Origin of the sequence: Marinobacter sp., from assembly GCF_052091845.1 — a bacterium.
Lineage (GTDB): Bacteria > Pseudomonadota > Gammaproteobacteria > Pseudomonadales > Oleiphilaceae > Marinobacter.
The window spans coordinates 13,302-30,310 of the sequence record NZ_JBQDCO010000034.1 but is presented as its reverse complement, the minus strand read 5'-3'; the positions used below and the strand labels follow the sequence as shown (position 1 = coordinate 30,310).

Here is a 17,009-nt window from a genome sequence, read left to right as displayed (position 1 = left end):
GTGGCGCTTGCCAATCTGCTTTGCCCATCCAACCATGCGGCGCTAGACTGCGTTTCTGAGCGGAGGATTGGGCCTTTCTGGCCCGCCCTTTGCAGTCAATCTGTTAAAGTCATGGAAAACGACCTTCATCGACGGATTTCTGGCGAACAAAACTATGGCAGTGAACAGCGCAGCTGAAGCGGCACCGGCTAAAAAAGGTAAACTGAAACTCATCATCCTGCTTACATTAGTGGTGGTTCTGGCCATTGCACTGTCGATTGCAGGAACTTTATGGTTTCTTGGCGACGGGCTGCCCGGAATGGGTGATGATTCCGGCGCTGAAGGTGATGTGGCGGAGGAGTCTTTTACCCCAAGCGCCTATCTGGACATCGAAAAAGCTCTGGTCACAACGGTTCAGGCAGAAGGTGGTCGTCAGCGTTATGTTCAGGTGTACACCGCTTTCGGGGCAAAAGATCCACTGGCGTTAAATGCAGCCAAGAGGCATTTGCCCTTGATCCGCAGTCAGCTCGTGATGGTGCTCGGAAACAGCCATTTTACAGAACTGCGAACGCCCGAAGGCAGGCAGGGTTTAGCCGACCGCATGTTAGTCACGGTTAACCAGATGTTGGAGCAGGAAGGCGAGCCCGCAATAAACCGGGTGTTGTTCAAGAACTTTGTAGTGCAATAGTGTAGTGCAATAGAGTGCAACATAGCCCAACCATGGGCAGGCTTTTCAGCGGCAGGACGATGTATGCAGGATTTACTGTCACAGGACGAAATTGACGCACTCCTTCATGGTGTAGATGAAGGCGACGTTGATACCTATGAAGAAAGCGACGAAGCCGGCGTAAAGAATTACGATCTTGCCAGCCAGGACCGGATTGTACGGGGCCGGATGCCCACGCTGGAAATGATCAATGAACGCTTTGCCCGTTACACCCGCATAAGTTTGTTTAACCTATTGCGCCGTAATGCGGATGTCTCCACTGGCGGTGTTCAGATTATGAAGTTCGGCGAATACATACACACGCTGTATGTGCCCACCAGCCTGAATCTGTGCAAGGTTCGCCCGCTGCGGGGAACGTCTCTGTTTGTTATGGATGCCAAGCTGGTGTTCAAGCTGGTTGATAACTTTTTTGGAGGCGAAGGCCGGCATGCGAAAATCGAGGGCAGGGAGTTCACGCCGACCGAAAACCGCATTGTGCAGATGGTGCTCAATCAGGTTTTTGCGGATATGCAAGAGGCCTGGCAGGCGGTTTTAAAAGTCGATTTTGATTACCTCAGCTCCGAAGTGAACCCGGCTATGGCGAACATAGTCAGCCCCAGTGAAGTAGTAGTGGTTAGCACGTTCCACATTGAGCTTGATGGTGGTGGTGGCGAGCTGCATTTTGCTTTGCCCTATTCGATGATTGAACCCATTCGCGACGTGCTGGACGCTGGCGTGCAAAGTGACGTTGATGATGTAGACGAGCGCTGGGTAGGTGCATTGCAGGAAGACATCAAAGAAGTTGATGTTCCGATTAATACCACGGTCTGTCGGCGCCGAATTTCCCTGAGAGAAATTGCCAAGCTCAAAGCCGGCGATATCATACCGGTGGAGGTACCCGAATATCTGACAGTGACCGCCAATGGCATTCCCATCTATAAGGCCACCATGGGTACCCGGGACGGAAAGCTGGCGCTGAGAATTCACGAGCGGGCGGCACGCCCCAAAGTAAAAAAACAACTGAAGGTAGGACGCAATGGCTGACGACAAAAAAGACGGTCAGGAGCTGAGCGAGGACGAAAAACTGGCAGCTGAATGGGAAGCCGCCATGGAAGAGTCCGGTGATGAAGGTTCCGAAGAGTCGCGAGACGATGAGTGGGCTCAGGCCATGGAAGAAGCCGGAGAAACAGGCGAAGAATCTGCGGGCGATGCAATGGGTGAAGGCACCGACAGCGATGTATTTGCGGCACCCATGGAAGAGTTTGGCGAGGGTTCTATAGCCACAGAGGACGGCGGACCACCACCCGATCTGGATGTGATTCTGGATATCCCGGTTAGTATCTCCATGGAGGTGGGTAACACCCAAATACCTATCCGCAACCTTCTGCAACTGAACCAGGGCTCGGTAATCGAACTGGATCGATTGGCCGGGGAGCCACTGGACGTGCTGGTTAACGGCACGCTTATTGCCCACGGCGAGGTGGTGATGGTTAACGAAAAGTTCGGCATACGCCTGACTGACGTGATCAGCCCGGGCGAGCGTATCAAGCGGCTGCAAAAATAGTATGTGGATAAAGACAGCGGGTGCATCACTGTTTTTTCTGGTGGCACCGGTGATTGCAGAAGAAACGGCTAAAGCCCCGCAGAGCGCTGCGGCTAACCCCGCGGGCAACGCGCCAGATACCATGGGCACTCTGCTTAGCCTGGGAGCCGGCTTGCTGGCGGTGATCGCGATTATCTATGGCTGTGCCTGGATCATCCGTAGAATGAACGGCATGACAGGCATGAACAATAATGCCATCAAGGTTGTCTCCGTGATGGCTATTGGCGCCCGGGAGCGTATAGCCCTGATTGAAGTGGGTGGCCAGCAGATTCTTTTGGGTATTACGCCTTCCGCCATACGTACCCTGCAGGTGTTTGAAGAACCGGTTGTGGATGCCGGTAACGGCAACACCGGAGACTTCGCCAGGCGCCTGCAAAGCATGATTGGTAAATCCTGGACAGCGCCGAATAAGGAATGATTAGCCCTATGATGGTGGCAAGTCTCAAACGATTCATTCCGCTTTTTGTGGTGTTGGCAGGGGTTTTCTGGGCGCCTCTGGCACTGGCAGATTTACCCGGCATTCCGGCATTTACAGTTCAGCCCGGCGAAGGCGAAGGCGTTGAAGAATACACTGTAACCCTGCAGATCCTGGCGCTGATGACCGCGCTAACGTTCCTGCCGGCCATGCTGATGATGATGACATCATTCACCCGCATCATTGTGGTGTTTGCCATACTGCGCCAGGCGCTGGGCCTGCAATCCACACCTTCAAACCAGATATTGCTCGGCCTGGCCTTGTTTCTCAGTATTTTTATCATGAAGCCCGTGCTTGAAGAAGCCAACGAGGCGGGGCTGCAGCCGTATTTGCAGGAAGAAGTGACCTCTCTGGAGGCTGTCGAGCTTGCCAGTGAGCCCTTCAAAAAGTTCATGCTCGGGCAAACCCGGGAAGACGACCTTGCACTGTTTATGCGCATTGCCGACGTTGAATACGACACCGCGCAGGATGTCTCCTTCTGGATACTCATGCCTGCATTTGTAACCAGTGAACTCAAAACAGCGTTTCAGATAGGGTTTATACTGTTTATACCGTTTCTGATTCTCGACATGGTGGTGGCTAGTGTACTGATGGCAATGGGCATGATGATGCTGTCACCCATTATTATTTCGCTGCCGTTCAAGATCATGCTGTTTGTGCTGGTGGATGGCTGGGCCCTGATTATGGGCACCCTGGCTGCCAGTTACGGGATATAGAGGAGAGCACCGTGACTCCAGAAACCGTTATCGACATCCTCCGCGAAGCACTGTGGATGATCGTTCTCTTTGCCTCTGTCATCATCGGGCCTGGCCTGGTGATTGGTCTGGTGGTCAGTACCTTTCAGGCAGCCACCCAGATTAACGAGCAAACCCTCAGTTTCCTGCCGCGTTTGCTGGTGACACTCATCGTGATTATTGTCCTTGGGCCATGGCTGCTAACCAAGCTTCTGGATCACGCGCACCGGCTTATTTCCAGCATCCCTTACCTGATTGGCTGATTCATGATCCCTGCGGAACTCAATGCAGATATGCTGGGCCAGTGGGTGGGTCAGCACCTTTGGCCCCTGTTCCGCATGGCCAGTTTTTTAATGGTTATTCCTGTTTTTGGTACCCAGCTTGTGCCTGCCCGGGTGCGTTTGGGGCTTGCGTTATTAATGACCATTCTGATTGTTCCCATGATTCCGGAGGTGCCCAAGGTGGAAGCCTTGAGTGCCGATGCGGTGGTTATCACGTTGCAGCAGATTCTGATTGGCGTGGGCATGGGGTTTGCGCTTACGGCGCTCTGGCAGTTGTTTGTCGTGGCTGGCCAGATGATCGCCATGCAAATGGGGCTGGGCTTCGCCTCCATGGTCGACCCCGCCAACGGCATCAACGTGCCCGTGCTGTCGCAAATTTATACTATTACTGTCACCTTGCTGTTCCTGGCCATGAACGGTCACCTTGTGGCGTTTGAGGTGTTTATTGAAAGCTTTCGAACTATGCCCATTGGCATGGAAGGTTTGGGGCAGGTGGGTGTGTGGGAACTGGCGCACCGAATAAGCTGGATGTTCACCTCGGCCATGTTGCTGGCGTTGCCGGCCGTGACGGCGGTGCTCATTGTTAGCATTTCCTTCGGTGTCATGACCCGGGCCGCGCCCCAGATGAACATCTTTGCGCTGGGTTTCCCGATTGGCCTGATTTTCGGGTTATTTTCTATATGGGTATTGCACGCCAATTTCCTGCCGCACTTTCAGGAATACACTGAGCAAACGTTTGAATTTATGAGAGGCTTGCAGGGGCAACCCTAGCAAGCCAGACACCTCAAGAGTCACGATATGGCTGAAGACGATAACAGTCAGGAGAAAACCGAAGAGGCCACCCCGCGAAGGCTCGAAAAAGCCAGGGAGGATGGCCAGACCGCCCGATCAAAAGAACTGGCTACCATGGCCGTACTTATGGCCGGTGCAGGTGGTTTGTTGATGTTTGGGTCGCAGCTGGGCGCCGCGATGGAAGCCATCATGCGCGACAGCTTCACTCTGGAGCGCTCCGCCATATTCGACACCCGGCACATGAGTGTTCAGCTAATCGCCTCCGCCAAAGAGGCCGCCTGGGCACTGTCGCCAATTCTCGCGATTCTGCTTATCGCCGCTATTGCCGGCTCTATAGGCATAGGCGGTTTGCTCTTCAGCGGCAAAGCCATAGCCCCCAAAGCGAACCGTATGGACCCTGTAAAAGGCTTGGGCCGGATGTTCTCCGCGCGCTCTTTGATCGAGTTGGTCAAAGCCATCGCCAAGGTGGGCCTGGTTATGGCGATAGCCATTCTGATACTGAACGCTCGCACCGAAGATTTGCTCTCCATCGCCAATGAGCCTGCAGTGCCGGCCATGGAGCACGTGCTTTGGACATTGGGTTGGAGTTTTTTCCTGCTCGCCTGCGCGACGATTATTATTTCAATGATCGACGTGCCGTTTCAGATTTTTGATCATCAGAAAAAGCTGCGAATGACCAAGCAGGAAGTCAAAGACGAATTCAAAGACTCTGAGGGCAAGCCTGAAGTTAAGGGCAAGATTCGTCAGCTTCAGCGGGAAATGGCTCAGCGCCGGATGATGCAGGACGTGCCCACTGCCGATGTGGTTATCACCAACCCGACTCACTATGCCGTGGCTTTGAAGTACGACCCTGATGCCATGGGTGCACCGATGGTGGTTGCCAAGGGTAATGATCAAACGGCTTTCAAGATTATGGAAATTGCCCGCGAGCACAAGGTTGAAATCCTGCGCACGCCGCCGCTAACCCGGGCGGTTTATCACAACAGTGACATTGGTGAAGAGATTCCGGATGGCCTGTACATGGCCATTGCTCAGGTGTTGGCCTATGTGTTCCAGTTGCGACAGTTCCGCAAGGGGCGTGGGGAGAAGCCTGGCATGCCTGATTTTCCAATTCCCTCGAGTATGCGTCGGGATGTATAAGCTTGATTCTAGCCTGCTGGTGTTGGGGGGAGAGCGGTGGCGGGTGGCCTTTTCAGGACACGCTACGAGCCCATCCATGGGGGCTTGACGGTGGCCGTCCTTGGCCACCGACAGTCCTGAAAAGGCCACCCACCACCGCTCGTCAGACCTCACGATATCGCCATAAAACGTTATTCAAATGTTAGAGATACGCATACTTATGAGTGTATTAGTTTGCGATATCTGAAAAGCTGGATAGTTTGCAGGTGAGCATCCCTCCCAAAAATGTCGGAGGCCATGGACGGCCGGAGACAAGCGCACATGGATGTGCTCGTAGCGGTTTTTGGGAGGGATGCTCACCTGCAGACAAACCTCTCAACTGGCAGGCTACAGGCAGGAAAGCGCAAGCAAGGGCCAACATCGCCGCCAGTGCCAGAAAGCACCAGCGGCGAAAACATCACTCGTTGTTATGCTCGTAAATAGCCTTGCCCCAGGCTTCGTCGCTACCCGGGAGTACCAGGTTCAGAATGATAGCGGCCACAGAGCACAGGGCAATGCCTTCCAGGTGGCCCATCACCATGCCACCAATGCCGAACACCAGTGTGACAGCGACAATTACCAGGTTGCGGGCTTGCGAGAGGTCCACCTGATGACGTATCAATGTGTTTAAGCCGACCACTGCAATGGACCCGAACAGCAGGCATAAAATACCCCCCATAACCGGCACTGGAATGGTTTGCAGTACTGCACCAAACTTGCCCACAAACGCCAGGATGATTGCCGTACCCGCGGCCCACAGCATGATTTTGGGGTTAAAGTTGCGTGTCAGCATCACCGCGCCGGTGACTTCTGAATAGGTAGTGTTTGGCGGGCCGCCAAACAGGGCCGCAGCGCTGGTGGCCAGGCCATCGCCCAGCAGTGTGCGGTGCAGGCCGGGTTTTTTCAGATAGTTTTTGCCGGTTACGTTACCAATAGCGAGAATGTCGCCAATGTGCTCAATGGCAGGGGCAATGGCCACCGGCACCATAAACAGAATGGCCCCCCAACTGAACTCGGGCGCTATAAAGTTGGGTACGGCCAGCCAGGCGGCTTCTTTAATTGGCGTGATATCCACAATCCCGGCAAACGCCGACAGAATGTATCCGACAATAACCCCGAACATAATCGGCACAAGCCGGAAAAGGCCTTTGGCCCATACCGACATAATGACCGTTACCGCCAGGGAAATCATGGCAATCCACAGTGCTGTGATTTCCGGAACCAGTTGTGTTGCGCCATCTCCGGTGCGGCCAGAGGCCATTTCCACTGCGACTGGAGCAATACCCAGACCGATGGTCATAATTACCGGGCCAATAACAACGGGTGGCAACAGCCTGCGGATAAACGCCGTACCGCGCAGGCGAACCAGCCCGCTTAGTGCGATATAAAGGATGCCGGCAGCCATCAGGCCGCCCATGGTTTCTGCCATGCCGAATTTGCCTTTGGAGGCAATAACAGGCGCAATGAAGGCAAATGACGACGCCAAAAAAATGGGAATTTGCCCGCCGGTAACAATCTGGAAAATAAGCGTGCCAATACCGGCTGTAAACAACGCTACGCTTGTGTCCATGCCGGTAATAAGCGGCATCAGCACGAGCGCGCCAAAAGCTACAAGCAGCATTTGTGAGCCGGCTAGAGCCTGCTTCCAGCTTGAGCCGTTAGTGTGGTCTTCCATGGTTAGACGTCCTTTTGCTTGGTGCCGAAGATCTTGTCGCCGGCGTCGCCAAGCCCAGGCAGGATATAACCTTTGTCGTTCAGGCAGTCATCTACAGATGCGGTGTAGATCGAAACATCCGGATGCTTGTCCAAAACGTTCTTTATGCCTTCAGGCGCCGCCACCAGAACCAGTGCGCGGATTTCTGTGCTGCCCGCTTTTTTGAGCACGTCGATGGTGGAGATCATCGAGCCGCCGGTGGCAACCATGGGATCAACGATCAGTGCCATGCGCTCGTCCAGTTCCCCAACCAGTTTTTGCAGATAGGTGCTGGCTTCGAGGGTTTCTTCATTACGAATCTGGCCTACCACACTGACCCTTGCTACCGGGATCAGGCTCAGAACGCCGTCCAACATACCCAGGCCTGCCCGGAGAATGGGCACGATGGTGATTTTTTTTCCGTGAATTTGCTCCACAGCGACAGGCCCGGCCCAGCCCTCTATGGTTTTTTCCTGCAAATTAAAGTCTTTCGTCGCTTCGTAGGTGAGCAGCGCGCCGACTTCCTGTGCCAGTTCACGGAAGTTCTTGGTGCTTATATCGGCGCGGCGCATAAGGCCGAGTTTGTGTTGGATCAGGGGGTGTCTTACCTCGTGGGTCGGCATGGGGTCACCTGCTTGGGTCTGGGAGTGTGGATTTTGGGGTTCAATGTCTTGATCAAGTGGCGCAAGGATACCGCATCTTACAAGGTGAGTCAGGCAGGCAAACCCACCTCTGCAACGAAAAGTTGAACACGGTGGTATGGATCTTGCGGTACAACCATGAAAGACGCACAAGCGTCAGAATGTCGACCCTGAAAATGCCTTCAGAAACAGTGAATCGGAGATGCTTCCGGCATGGACAAAGCGCTAGCCCTAAATAATGTCAAATCCCTGACGCAGGGCAATCTTGGCGTACCCATTATGCTGATGGGGCTGCTGGGCATGATGATTTTGCCCATGCCTGCCTTTCTGCTGGACGTATTCTTTACGTTCAACATCACGCTGTCGATTGTCATTCTGTTGGTGTGTGTGTATGCGCTGCGGCCCATGGAGTTTGCCTCTTTCCCTACGGTATTGCTGGTTGCAACCCTGTTGCGGCTGTCGCTGAACGTGGCGTCTACACGGATTGTTTTGCTGGAAGGGCACGAAGGTGGCGACGCTGCCGGTAAGGTTATCGAATCCTTTGGTGCGGTACTTATTGGTGGCAACTATGCAGTAGGTCTGGTGGTATTTGCCATTTTAATGATCATTAACTTTCTGGTGGTCACAAAGGGTGCTGGCCGAGTGTCGGAGGTCAGTGCACGTTTTACGCTCGATGCTATGCCAGGTAAGCAGATGGCGATTGATGCCGACCTGAACGCCGGTTTGGTTAACCAGGATGAAGCCAAGCACCGACGTGAAGAGATAGCGACGGAAGCCGATTTCTACGGTTCTATGGATGGTGCGTCCAAGTTTGTGAAGGGTGATGCGGTCGCCGGCCTACTGATTCTGGCTATTAATATTATTGGTGGCGTTGCCATAGGTATGCTCCAGCATGGCCTTGGTTTTGGGCTTGCTGTGGAACGCTATGCGCTGCTTACTATTGGTGACGGCTTAGTGGCCCAGATTCCGTCGCTGCTTCTTTCTACCTCTGCCGCCATTATGGTTACCCGGGTTACGTCGAGCCAGGATATGGGCGGTCAGATACTGCAACAAATGTTCACGGCACCCAGGGCATTGGCCATTGCGGCAGGTATTTTGATCCTGTTGGGTTTGATTCCGGGTATGCCCCATGTGGCTTTCCTGGGGTTGGGCAGCCTTGCCGCGGCCGCGGCCTGGTTTATTTGGAAGAAAGACCGGCAAACGGTTGAAGAGGGAGGGGTGTTCCCCGGTCGCGGCGGGGCTGGCACCCTGGCCGGCTCCGGTGGGCGCGACGCACCGTTAGCTGGCGATACCGGTGGCGACCCGGGCCGTGAGTTACCTGCGCCAGGCGAAACCCGGGAGCTGGGTTGGGACGACGTTGCAACTGTAGATATTGTTGGGCTGGAAGTTGGCTACCGGCTGATCCCGTTGGTTGATAGATCTCAGGGTGGCCAGCTGTTAAGCCGTATTAAAGGCGTGCGTAAAAAACTCTCCCAGGACATGGGTTTCTTGATGCCCTCCGTGCACATCCGCGACAACCTGGATCTTATGCCTAATGTGTATCGCATCACTCTGATGGGCGTAACCATAGCTGAGGCGGAGATACATCCGGAGCGAGAATTGGCCATCGATCCAGGCCAGGTATTCGGTAAAATAGAAGGTATAGAGGGCAAAGACCCGGCCTTTGGTCTGGATGCGAGCTGGATTGAGCCAGAAAAGAAAGATCAGGCTCAGACTCTCGGGTACACAGTGGTTGATGCCAGCACGGTTGTAGCTACGCATCTGAACCAGGTGCTGCAAAAACACGCCCACGAACTTCTGGGGCACGAAGAAGTTCAAAAGTGGTTGGATCAACTGGAAAAAGTCTCGCCCAAGCTGGCGGAAGAGCTGGTGCCAACCACCATTTCCATCAGCCTGCTGCTGAAAGTACTGCAGAATCTGCTGAAAGAAGAAGTGCCGATTCGTGATATGCGCTCCATTGCTGAGGCCATGGTGAACGTGCACCCCAAAAGCCAGGACCCAAGTTTGCTAACCACCGTAGCGCGGCAGGCGCTGCGTCGAATGATCGTTCAGAGTATTTGTGGTGGTGATCAGGAGATACCGGTTATTACTCTGGATCCAGACCTGGAACAGTTATTGCTGAAGTCTGTTCAGCAGAGTCAACAATCTGGCGGCCAGGAAGATATAGGCATGGTTCTGGAGCCAAACATGGTGGAAAAGCTGCAGCGCTCTTTGCAGGACAGTGCTCAGCGCCAGGAAATGCTTGGCAAACCTGCCATTTTGTTGGTGTCTGGCCCCTTAAGGCCGGTGCTCGCAAAATTTGCCAGTTTTGGTGTGGAGCGACTGCACGTGCTCTCTTACCAGGAAATACCGGATAACAAGCAAATTACGATCGTGGCGTCCGTGGGTCAGTAAGCCCATAGATGAAAGAACGGACAGCGCAATGACGGCGCTGCCGGTGGAGGATGCAAAATCATGAAAGTGAAACGTTTTTTCGCAAAGAGCATGGCCGAAGCACTGAAGCAAGTCAGTGAGCAGATGGGCCCGGATGCTGTCATCCTTTCTAATCGCCGGGTAGACGGTGGCGTTGAAATTGTCACCGCGTTGGATTATGACGAAAACATGGCGCGCCAAAGCTTGGGCGAGCAGGCCAGTGAAGCCACCAACGGGACCCACCTTGCCGAAATGCAGGCAGAGCGCCATCGTCGGCTGGAAGATGAGTTGAGTCGTTCTCGCTCGCGCATTCGCGAAGTACGCGAAAGCCGGGTAGAGCGTAGCCAGGGCTATCCCGGTGCGTCATTCTCTGATGTGCAAGATGCGGTTATCGACGGCTTTGATGAGCCTGCCTCCTCATCTACCAGTAGCCATGCAGACTATTCTGATGAACTTGCTCGCATGCGTTCAGAGATCAGTTCGTTGCGAGAACTCATGGGCGGCCCGCGTAATGAGCCAGCAAAAACCGGCGTTAGTGCTGTTCAGCAGCGGCTCTCAGAGCGGTTGCAAGAATTTGGCCTAAGCTCTGTGTTGGCTGGGTCGCTTTCTCGCCAATACAAGAGCGGAAAGTTGGGTGATGGTTGGAGGCAGTCTCTGAAAATGCTCGCTACGGGTGTGCGTACGCCGCGCCAGGAATGGCTGGATGAAGGTGGTGTTTATGCATTGGTTGGCCCCACGGGTTCCGGCAAGACCACCACAATTGGCAAGTTGGCCGCCCGTTATGTGCTCAAGCACGGCGCCGATTCATTGGCGCTGGTCACCACAGACCGGTATCGGGTTGCTGCACATGAGCAGCTTTTTGTATTTGGCCGCATTTTGAATGTGCCAGTTCGAGTGGTGGATGAAAGCAATACTTTGGATGACATTCTTGATGAGTTATCAGATCGTCATCTGGTGCTGATTGATACCGCCGGTCTGACCAGTTCAGATAAAGGTTACCAGGAGCAGCTGGCAGAGCTGGCACGCAGCCACCATAATGTGCGCACGCACCTGGTCGTTTCCGCAACCAGTCAGCCGCGTATTATGAAATCCGTCTGGCATTGCTATAAGATGGCTAATTTGACGGGTTGTGTGATGACCAAAATTGATGAAGCCCTTACACTGGGCGAATCTCTGGGCTTTGTTATGGAAACCGGGTTGCCTGTGGCTTACTACACAGATGGCCAGAAAATCCCCGGGGACCTGCACCATGCCGAAGCTGTGCCGCTTGTGCGCCTGGCGGTCGAGCGCCTGAAAACACTGCAACAGCAGACGGCTGCAGAAAAAATAACTGGCACTGAGCGCCCGCGCGAAACGGCTTAAAACTCTGAAGAACTGAGTTGTACCCGGCTATGAATGACATCCGGCTAAACGTGGCGAGAGATAATAAATAGTATGAAAAAAGCACATCCGGTACAGGTGATCGCCGTTTCCGGCGGCAAAGGTGGGGTTGGTAAAAGCAATATTTCAGTCAACCTTGGCATCGCTCTGGCACAGAAGGGTCGTCGTGTGGTTTTACTCGATGCTGACCTTGGTCTTGGTAACCTGGACGTGCTGCTTGGCGTTACCGCCAATTATACCCTGCAGGATGTCCTGGCTGGTAAATGCGAGCTTAGAGACGTTTTGGTTGAAGGACCTGGCGGTATCAAGATAGTTCCGGCGTCCTCTGGCACTCAGCGCATGACTCAGCTTAGCAGTATGGAGCACGCGGGGCTGATCAATGCATTTAGCGAGTTGGGTGATCAAATCGATGTGCTCATAGTGGATACCGCAGCCGGTATTTCCGAATCAGTGGTCAGCTTTTTGCGGGCCTCTCAGGAGCTACTACTGGTCGTTTGTGATGAGCCCACGTCTATTACCGACGCCTACGCCCTTATTAAATTAATGAACCGCGATTACGGCACTAACCGCTTTCGTATTCTTGCCAATCAGGTGAGTGGTGAACCGGAAGGCCGTCATTTGTTTGAAAAACTCACCCGGGTGACTGAGCGCTTTCTTGATGTGGCACTGCAATATGTGGGTATGGTGCCCTATGACGAAGCCGTGAAAAAAGCGGTTCAGCGCCAAAAGGCCGTGCTGGACGCATACCCTCGGGCTAAAGCTTCGCTTGCGATCAAAGCACTGTCTGACAAGGTCGAAAGCTGGCCGCTGCCTACATCACCCCGCGGACACCTGGAGTTTTTTGTGGAGCGGCTCGTCGAAGTCTGAAACGGATCCCGTCTAAACAAAACCGGATGCATGACATTGACGAAAAACCTGGGAATTTACCACCAGTCTGGCGTGAAAAGCCCCTCTGAACTCATCGAGGCTCACGCGCCTCTGGTCAAGAAAATTGCACTTCATCTCTTGGCGCGGCTACCGGCATCGGTGCAGCTAGACGATCTCATGCAAGCAGGCATGATCGGGCTGCTGGAAGCTGCCCAACGTTATAGCTCAACCAAGGGTGCCACCTTTGAAACCTATGCTGGTATACGCATTCGTGGCGCCATGGTGGATGAAATCCGCAGAGGCGACTGGGTTCCGCGCTCTGTTCACCGCAATGCTCGCCGGATTTCCGGCGCCATCAAGATTGTTGAAGATCGCTTGGGCCGGGAAGCCCTGGATGTTGAGGTGGCCGAAGAACTCGATATGGGGCTTGCCGAGTACCACGCAACCCTGGCCGATACCAACACCGGACGACTTTTTAGCCTTGATGAGCTCAATGAATCCGGAGAGCTGCCGATAGAAGAAACACAGGCCAGTGATAATCCGTTGGATAGTCTGTCTTCAGATGCGTTTCGAAGCAGCTTGGCTGCCGCGATTGAGCGACTTCCGGAGCGTGAAAAGCTTGTGTTGAGCCTGTATTACCAGGAAGAGCTGAACCTTAAAGAAATTGGCGCTGTGCTCGGTGTCAGTGAAAGTCGGGTTAGCCAGATCCACAGCCAGGCAGCGTTGCGGCTGAAAGGGCGGCTTTCTGAATGGCAGTCTGAAGAGCATAGCCAGGCTCGGTAAGCGTTGTAGAATCGTGCTGGTGTGTAGTATTTGGTAACCGATGCTTTACAAGCGCGATAAAGACCAGACAATAAGTGATTAAACCAGCGGCCCGCTACACTTTGAGCGTAAAGGCCAAACGAATTCCGGGTCTTACTAACGGGAGGTCCCTTTGGACAAGAACATGAAGATACTCATTGTGGATGATTTCTCCACAATGCGTCGGATTATCAAAAACCTGCTCCGTGATCTGGGTTTTACCAATACCGATGAAGCCGATGATGGCAACACGGCCTTACCCATGCTTAAAAGCGGTAAGTACGATTTTTTGGTGACAGACTGGAATATGCCCGGAATGTCCGGCTTTGATTTGCTCAAGGCAGTGCGTGCCGATGAGGGGCTGAAAACCCTCCCCATACTGATGGTTACCGCCGAAGCCAAGCGCGACCAGATTGTGGCCGCCGCCCAGGCTGGCGTAAACGGGTATGTGGTGAAGCCTTTCACGGCCGCGGTTCTCAAAGATAAAATCGAAAAAATCTTTGAGCGAATCCAGTAAACAGTTATCGGACAGCTCTTATGAGTGATGACATTAAGGGGCACCGGGGTCTTGAGCCAGAGGTGACAGAAAAGCTCCGGCGGCAGGCCGCGGAGCTCATGGAGAGTGTTGAAGGCGGTGATTACGCCCGATCTATGACTCTGATTAATGAATTAAGTGACGTCAGGGACCAGAGCCTCTATCAGGAAGTGGGCCGCTTGACCCGAACACTTCATGAGGCCATTCGCAATTTTCAGATAGACCCGCGTAGCCAGGAGCAGAAAGAAGTTCTGTCGGTGATGACCGATGCGTCTGACAGGCTGGCTTACGTGGTGCAAATGACAAGCCAGGCGGCTAATCGCACCATGGATCTGGTCGAAGAAAGCATGCCAATCGCTCATACCCTACGCGATGAAGCCGTTGTATTAAGGGAGGAGTGGCAACGTTTGCGCCGCCGTGAAATGCAACCCGCAGAATTTCGCGAGCTGTATGGCCGCATTGATGCTTTTTTTCTGAGTGTCACCAAGGATGCGGATATCATTTACAACAGTCTTTCCGAGATTCTGTTGGCACAAGATTTTCAGGATTTGACAGGTCAGGTTATTCAGCGTGTGACAGCGCTGGTAAAAGAAGTGGAAGAACAGATGCTTAGTCTGGTGGTTATGGCCAGTCATGTGGATCAGCTTACCGGCACGGTGCATCAGATTGATGATCAGGATGTATCTGCCGAGCAGGGCGTGGGGCCTCAGGTAAAGGCTGAAGAGCGCGAAGATGTAGTCTCGGGACAAAATGACGTAGACGATCTGTTGTCCAGTCTCGGTTTCTGAATATATGAGGTTAACCCATGGCGTTTGATGCCGATGATGAGATCCTGCAGGACTTCCTTATAGAAGCCGGGGAAATTCTCGAGAAGCTGTCTGAGCAGCTTGTTGATCTTGAGCAACACCCAGATGACAGCGACCTGCTTAACGCCATATTCCGCGGCTTCCATACCGTAAAGGGTGGGGCAGGCTTTCTCCAGTTGGACGCGTTGGTTAGCTGCTGCCATTCTGCCGAGAACGTGTTCGACATTTTGCGTAACCATAAGCGTGCAGTTGATTCAGAGCTTATGGATATTGTTCTGGAGGCTCTGGACTACGTTAATGCCATGTTTGACCAGGTGCGTAATGGCGAAGAGCCTACAGCCGCGCCCGACGAGCTGATTGCTTCGCTGGATGCCCTTGCTCAGCCCCAGACGGCTACCGAACAACCGAACACCGAACCTGCGCCCACCGTTGAAGCCACTGAAAGCGGGCAGGATGGCGGTGATATTACCGACGATGAGTTTGAGAAGCTGCTGGATGCCCTACACGGTGATGCACCTGTTTCTGGCGCTGGTAAAGGCCAGGCCGCCGGGCAGCCTGCGGGCAATAATGACGATGCCGGCAGTGGTTCCGGTGATGACATCACCGATGATGAATTTGAAGCACTGCTGGATGACCTGCACGGCAAAGGCAAGTTTGCGGTCCAAACTGGCACAGATAAGAGTGCCGCGGCTGCAGCGACCGATGCAGCCGCGGGTGGTGATAGTGAGCTGATCACCGACGACGAATTTGAAAACCTGCTGGATGAGCTTCATGGAAAGGGGGGAAGCCCGACCACTGAGGGCTCTGACGTTCAGCCTGTAAACCCTGCACAGGGCAGAGCTGAATCTGCTAAGCCTGAGCCGCCGGAAAAAGCCGAAGCAAACCCCGCCGCTAATACACCCGAGAAAAAGGCCGCCCCCGCCAGGGATTCAGCGCCCGCTGTAGAATCAACCGTTCGGGTAGATACCAAGCGCCTGGATGACATTATGAACATGGTGGGTGAGCTGGTATTGGTGCGCAACCGGCTCCAGCGCCTGGGTTCCGACAGTGAAGACGAGCACATGCATAAGGCAGTATCCAGCCTGGATGTGGTAACCACCGATTTACAGGCAGCGGTTATGCAAACTCGTATGCAGCCCATCAAAAAGGTGTTTGGCCGCTTTCCACGAGTTGTTCGGGATCTTGCCCGGGGTATGAAGAAAGAAGTTAACCTGGTGATGCACGGCGAGGATACAGATCTTGATAAAAATCTCGTTGAGGCTCTTTCAGATCCGCTCGTTCACCTGGTTCGAAACTCTGTAGACCACGGTATTGAATCGCCGGATATACGAGAAAAAGCCGGCAAGCCGCGACAGGGCACAGTGACGCTATCAGCAGAGCAGGAGGGCGACCATATCCTGCTATCTATTGATGACGATGGCGCCGGCATGGACCCTGAAGTGCTGCGCCGCAAAGCGGTAGATAAAGGGATTTACGATCAAGACGCCGCTGATCGACTCACGGACAACGAGTGTTTCAATCTTATTTTTGCCGCTGGTTTCTCCACCAAGGATCAGATCTCTGATGTCTCGGGCCGAGGCGTGGGCATGGATGTGGTAAAAACCAAAATTAACCAGCTTAATGGCCAACTCAACGTTGTGTCAGCACTGGGTAAGGGTTCTCGCATCGTCATTAAAGTGCCCCTGACCCTAGCAATTATGCCAACGCTGATGATTATGCTTGGCGACCAATCTTTCGCACTGCCATTGGTGAACGTGGTGGAGATTTTCCATTTGGATCTAACCCGCACCAACATTGTAGACGGCCGTGAGTGTGTGGTTGTGCGCGACAAAGTATTTCCGCTGTTCCATGTTAAGCGCTGGTTGGTTAAAGGCTCTGCAGGCAAAAACGAGACTCAAAACGGGCATGTTGTGATTGTTGCCATGGGGACTCGTCAGGTTGGCTTTGTGGTTGATCAGTTGGTGGGGCAAGAGGAAGTGGTCATTAAACCGCTTGGCCGGGGCCTTCAGGGGACGCCGGGTATGGCTGGTGCAACGATTACCGGCGACGGCCGTATCGCGCTCATTATTGATGTACCTAGCTTGCTGCAGCATTACAGCTAAGGGTTTTGTATTGAGGATTAAGGCTCTGAGAGCCAAAGGTTTTT

At 53.6% G+C, this 17,009-nt stretch carries 17 protein-coding genes; 15 read left to right on the top strand and 2 right to left on the bottom strand.

The window, feature by feature from the left end; all coding sequences use genetic code 11:
• Positions 1 to 154: 154 nt before the first annotated feature.
• The 8 genes from ACTHYN_RS11790 (at position 155) to flhB (ending at position 5,710) form a co-directional block, all read left to right on the top strand.
• The gene (locus ACTHYN_RS11790) at positions 155 to 667 is read left to right on the top strand and encodes a flagellar basal body-associated FliL family protein (protein ID WP_441812647.1); all 513 of its coding nucleotides are present in this window, start codon (positions 155 to 157) and stop codon (positions 665 to 667) included.
• A 63-nt stretch (positions 668 to 730) separates the two neighbouring features.
• On the top strand, positions 731 to 1,729 hold the full coding sequence (gene fliM, locus ACTHYN_RS11785) for a flagellar motor switch protein FliM (protein WP_441812646.1): 999 nt from the start codon (positions 731 to 733) through the stop codon (positions 1,727 to 1,729).
• The gene (fliN, locus tag ACTHYN_RS11780) at positions 1,722 to 2,249 is read left to right on the top strand and encodes a flagellar motor switch protein FliN (protein WP_441812645.1); all 528 of its coding nucleotides are present in this window, start codon (positions 1,722 to 1,724) and stop codon (positions 2,247 to 2,249) included. Before fliM ends, fliN begins: the two co-directional genes overlap by 8 nt.
• Before the next feature lies 1 nt (position 2,250).
• Positions 2,251 to 2,706, top strand: a complete 456-nt coding sequence (gene fliO / locus ACTHYN_RS11775; RefSeq protein ID WP_441812644.1) for a flagellar biosynthetic protein FliO — start codon at positions 2,251 to 2,253, stop codon at positions 2,704 to 2,706.
• Positions 2,707 to 2,714: 8 nt separating this feature from the next.
• Entirely contained in the window at positions 2,715 to 3,479 is a 765-nt protein-coding gene (fliP, locus tag ACTHYN_RS11770; protein ID WP_441812643.1) for a flagellar type III secretion system pore protein FliP, read from the top strand.
• A gap of 11 nt (positions 3,480 to 3,490) precedes the next feature.
• Positions 3,491 to 3,760, top strand: a complete 270-nt coding sequence (gene fliQ / locus ACTHYN_RS11765; protein WP_441812642.1) for a flagellar biosynthesis protein FliQ — start codon at positions 3,491 to 3,493, stop codon at positions 3,758 to 3,760.
• Between the two features lie 3 nt (positions 3,761 to 3,763).
• The gene (gene fliR / locus ACTHYN_RS11760) at positions 3,764 to 4,549 is read left to right on the top strand and encodes a flagellar biosynthetic protein FliR (RefSeq protein ID WP_441812641.1); all 786 of its coding nucleotides are present in this window, start codon (positions 3,764 to 3,766) and stop codon (positions 4,547 to 4,549) included.
• Between the two features lie 27 nt (positions 4,550 to 4,576).
• On the top strand, positions 4,577 to 5,710 hold the full coding sequence (gene flhB / locus ACTHYN_RS11755) for a flagellar biosynthesis protein FlhB (protein WP_441812640.1): 1,134 nt from the start codon (positions 4,577 to 4,579) through the stop codon (positions 5,708 to 5,710).
• Between the two features lie 436 nt (positions 5,711 to 6,146).
• On the opposite strand, the gene ACTHYN_RS11750 is transcribed toward flhB, so the two are convergent.
• Positions 6,147 to 7,403 (bottom strand): uracil-xanthine permease family protein, encoded by a 1,257-nt coding sequence (locus tag ACTHYN_RS11750; protein WP_441812639.1) that lies wholly within the window; start codon positions 7,401 to 7,403, stop codon positions 6,147 to 6,149.
• 2 nt (positions 7,404 to 7,405) lie between these two features.
• Positions 7,406 to 8,044, bottom strand: a complete 639-nt coding sequence (gene upp / locus ACTHYN_RS11745; protein ID WP_441812638.1) for a uracil phosphoribosyltransferase — start codon at positions 8,042 to 8,044, stop codon at positions 7,406 to 7,408.
• Positions 8,045 to 8,275: 231 nt separating this feature from the next.
• Here upp and flhA point away from each other — a divergent pair, with 231 nt between their 5' ends.
• The 7 genes from flhA (at position 8,276) to ACTHYN_RS11710 (ending at position 16,965) form a co-directional block, all read left to right on the top strand.
• On the top strand, positions 8,276 to 10,456 hold the full coding sequence (flhA, locus tag ACTHYN_RS11740; RefSeq protein ID WP_441812637.1) for a flagellar biosynthesis protein FlhA: 2,181 nt from the start codon (positions 8,276 to 8,278) through the stop codon (positions 10,454 to 10,456).
• 60 nt (positions 10,457 to 10,516) lie between these two features.
• Positions 10,517 to 11,836 (top strand): flagellar biosynthesis protein FlhF, encoded by a 1,320-nt coding sequence (gene flhF, locus ACTHYN_RS11735; protein WP_441812636.1) that lies wholly within the window; start codon positions 10,517 to 10,519, stop codon positions 11,834 to 11,836.
• 72 nt (positions 11,837 to 11,908) lie between these two features.
• Positions 11,909 to 12,721 (top strand): MinD/ParA family protein, encoded by an 813-nt coding sequence (locus ACTHYN_RS11730; RefSeq protein ID WP_441812635.1) that lies wholly within the window; start codon positions 11,909 to 11,911, stop codon positions 12,719 to 12,721.
• Between the two features lie 30 nt (positions 12,722 to 12,751).
• Complete coding sequence (locus ACTHYN_RS11725) at positions 12,752 to 13,504, top strand: RNA polymerase sigma factor FliA (RefSeq protein WP_441812634.1); 753 nt, start codon at positions 12,752 to 12,754, stop codon at positions 13,502 to 13,504.
• Between the two features lie 151 nt (positions 13,505 to 13,655).
• Positions 13,656 to 14,039, top strand: coding sequence for a chemotaxis response regulator CheY (gene cheY / locus ACTHYN_RS11720; RefSeq protein WP_441812633.1), 384 nt, complete (start codon positions 13,656 to 13,658; stop codon positions 14,037 to 14,039).
• A gap of 20 nt (positions 14,040 to 14,059) precedes the next feature.
• On the top strand, positions 14,060 to 14,845 hold the full coding sequence (locus tag ACTHYN_RS11715) for a protein phosphatase CheZ (protein ID WP_441812632.1): 786 nt from the start codon (positions 14,060 to 14,062) through the stop codon (positions 14,843 to 14,845).
• Positions 14,846 to 14,862: 17 nt separating this feature from the next.
• On the top strand, positions 14,863 to 16,965 hold the full coding sequence (locus tag ACTHYN_RS11710; protein ID WP_441812631.1) for a chemotaxis protein CheA: 2,103 nt from the start codon (positions 14,863 to 14,865) through the stop codon (positions 16,963 to 16,965).
• Positions 16,966 to 17,009 lie beyond the last annotated feature (44 nt).

Bases quoted from the DNA above. Each gene is read 5' to 3' on its own strand.
- ACTHYN_RS11790 (WP_441812647.1), top strand. From the start codon at position 155: ATGGCAGTGAACAGCGCAGCTGAAGCGGCACCGGCTAAAAAAGGTAAA.
- ACTHYN_RS11725 (WP_441812634.1), top strand. From the start codon at position 12,752: ATGACATTGACGAAAAACCTGGGAATTTACCACCAGTCTGGCGTGAAA.
- upp (WP_441812638.1), bottom strand. From the start codon at position 8,044: ATGCCGACCCACGAGGTAAGACACCCCCTGATCCAACACAAACTCGGC.
- flhA (WP_441812637.1), top strand. From the start codon at position 8,276: ATGGACAAAGCGCTAGCCCTAAATAATGTCAAATCCCTGACGCAGGGC.
- fliO (WP_441812644.1), top strand. From the start codon at position 2,251: ATGTGGATAAAGACAGCGGGTGCATCACTGTTTTTTCTGGTGGCACCG.
- flhF (WP_441812636.1), top strand. From the start codon at position 10,517: ATGAAAGTGAAACGTTTTTTCGCAAAGAGCATGGCCGAAGCACTGAAG.
- ACTHYN_RS11710 (WP_441812631.1), top strand. From the start codon at position 14,863: ATGGCGTTTGATGCCGATGATGAGATCCTGCAGGACTTCCTTATAGAA.
- ACTHYN_RS11750 (WP_441812639.1), bottom strand. From the start codon at position 7,403: ATGGAAGACCACACTAACGGCTCAAGCTGGAAGCAGGCTCTAGCCGGC.
- fliR (WP_441812641.1), top strand. From the start codon at position 3,764: ATGATCCCTGCGGAACTCAATGCAGATATGCTGGGCCAGTGGGTGGGT.
- fliM (WP_441812646.1), top strand. From the start codon at position 731: ATGCAGGATTTACTGTCACAGGACGAAATTGACGCACTCCTTCATGGT.
- ACTHYN_RS11730 (WP_441812635.1), top strand. From the start codon at position 11,909: ATGAAAAAAGCACATCCGGTACAGGTGATCGCCGTTTCCGGCGGCAAA.
- flhB (WP_441812640.1), top strand. From the start codon at position 4,577: ATGGCTGAAGACGATAACAGTCAGGAGAAAACCGAAGAGGCCACCCCG.
- ACTHYN_RS11715 (WP_441812632.1), top strand. From the start codon at position 14,060: ATGAGTGATGACATTAAGGGGCACCGGGGTCTTGAGCCAGAGGTGACA.
- fliP (WP_441812643.1), top strand. From the start codon at position 2,715: ATGATGGTGGCAAGTCTCAAACGATTCATTCCGCTTTTTGTGGTGTTG.
- fliN (WP_441812645.1), top strand. From the start codon at position 1,722: ATGGCTGACGACAAAAAAGACGGTCAGGAGCTGAGCGAGGACGAAAAA.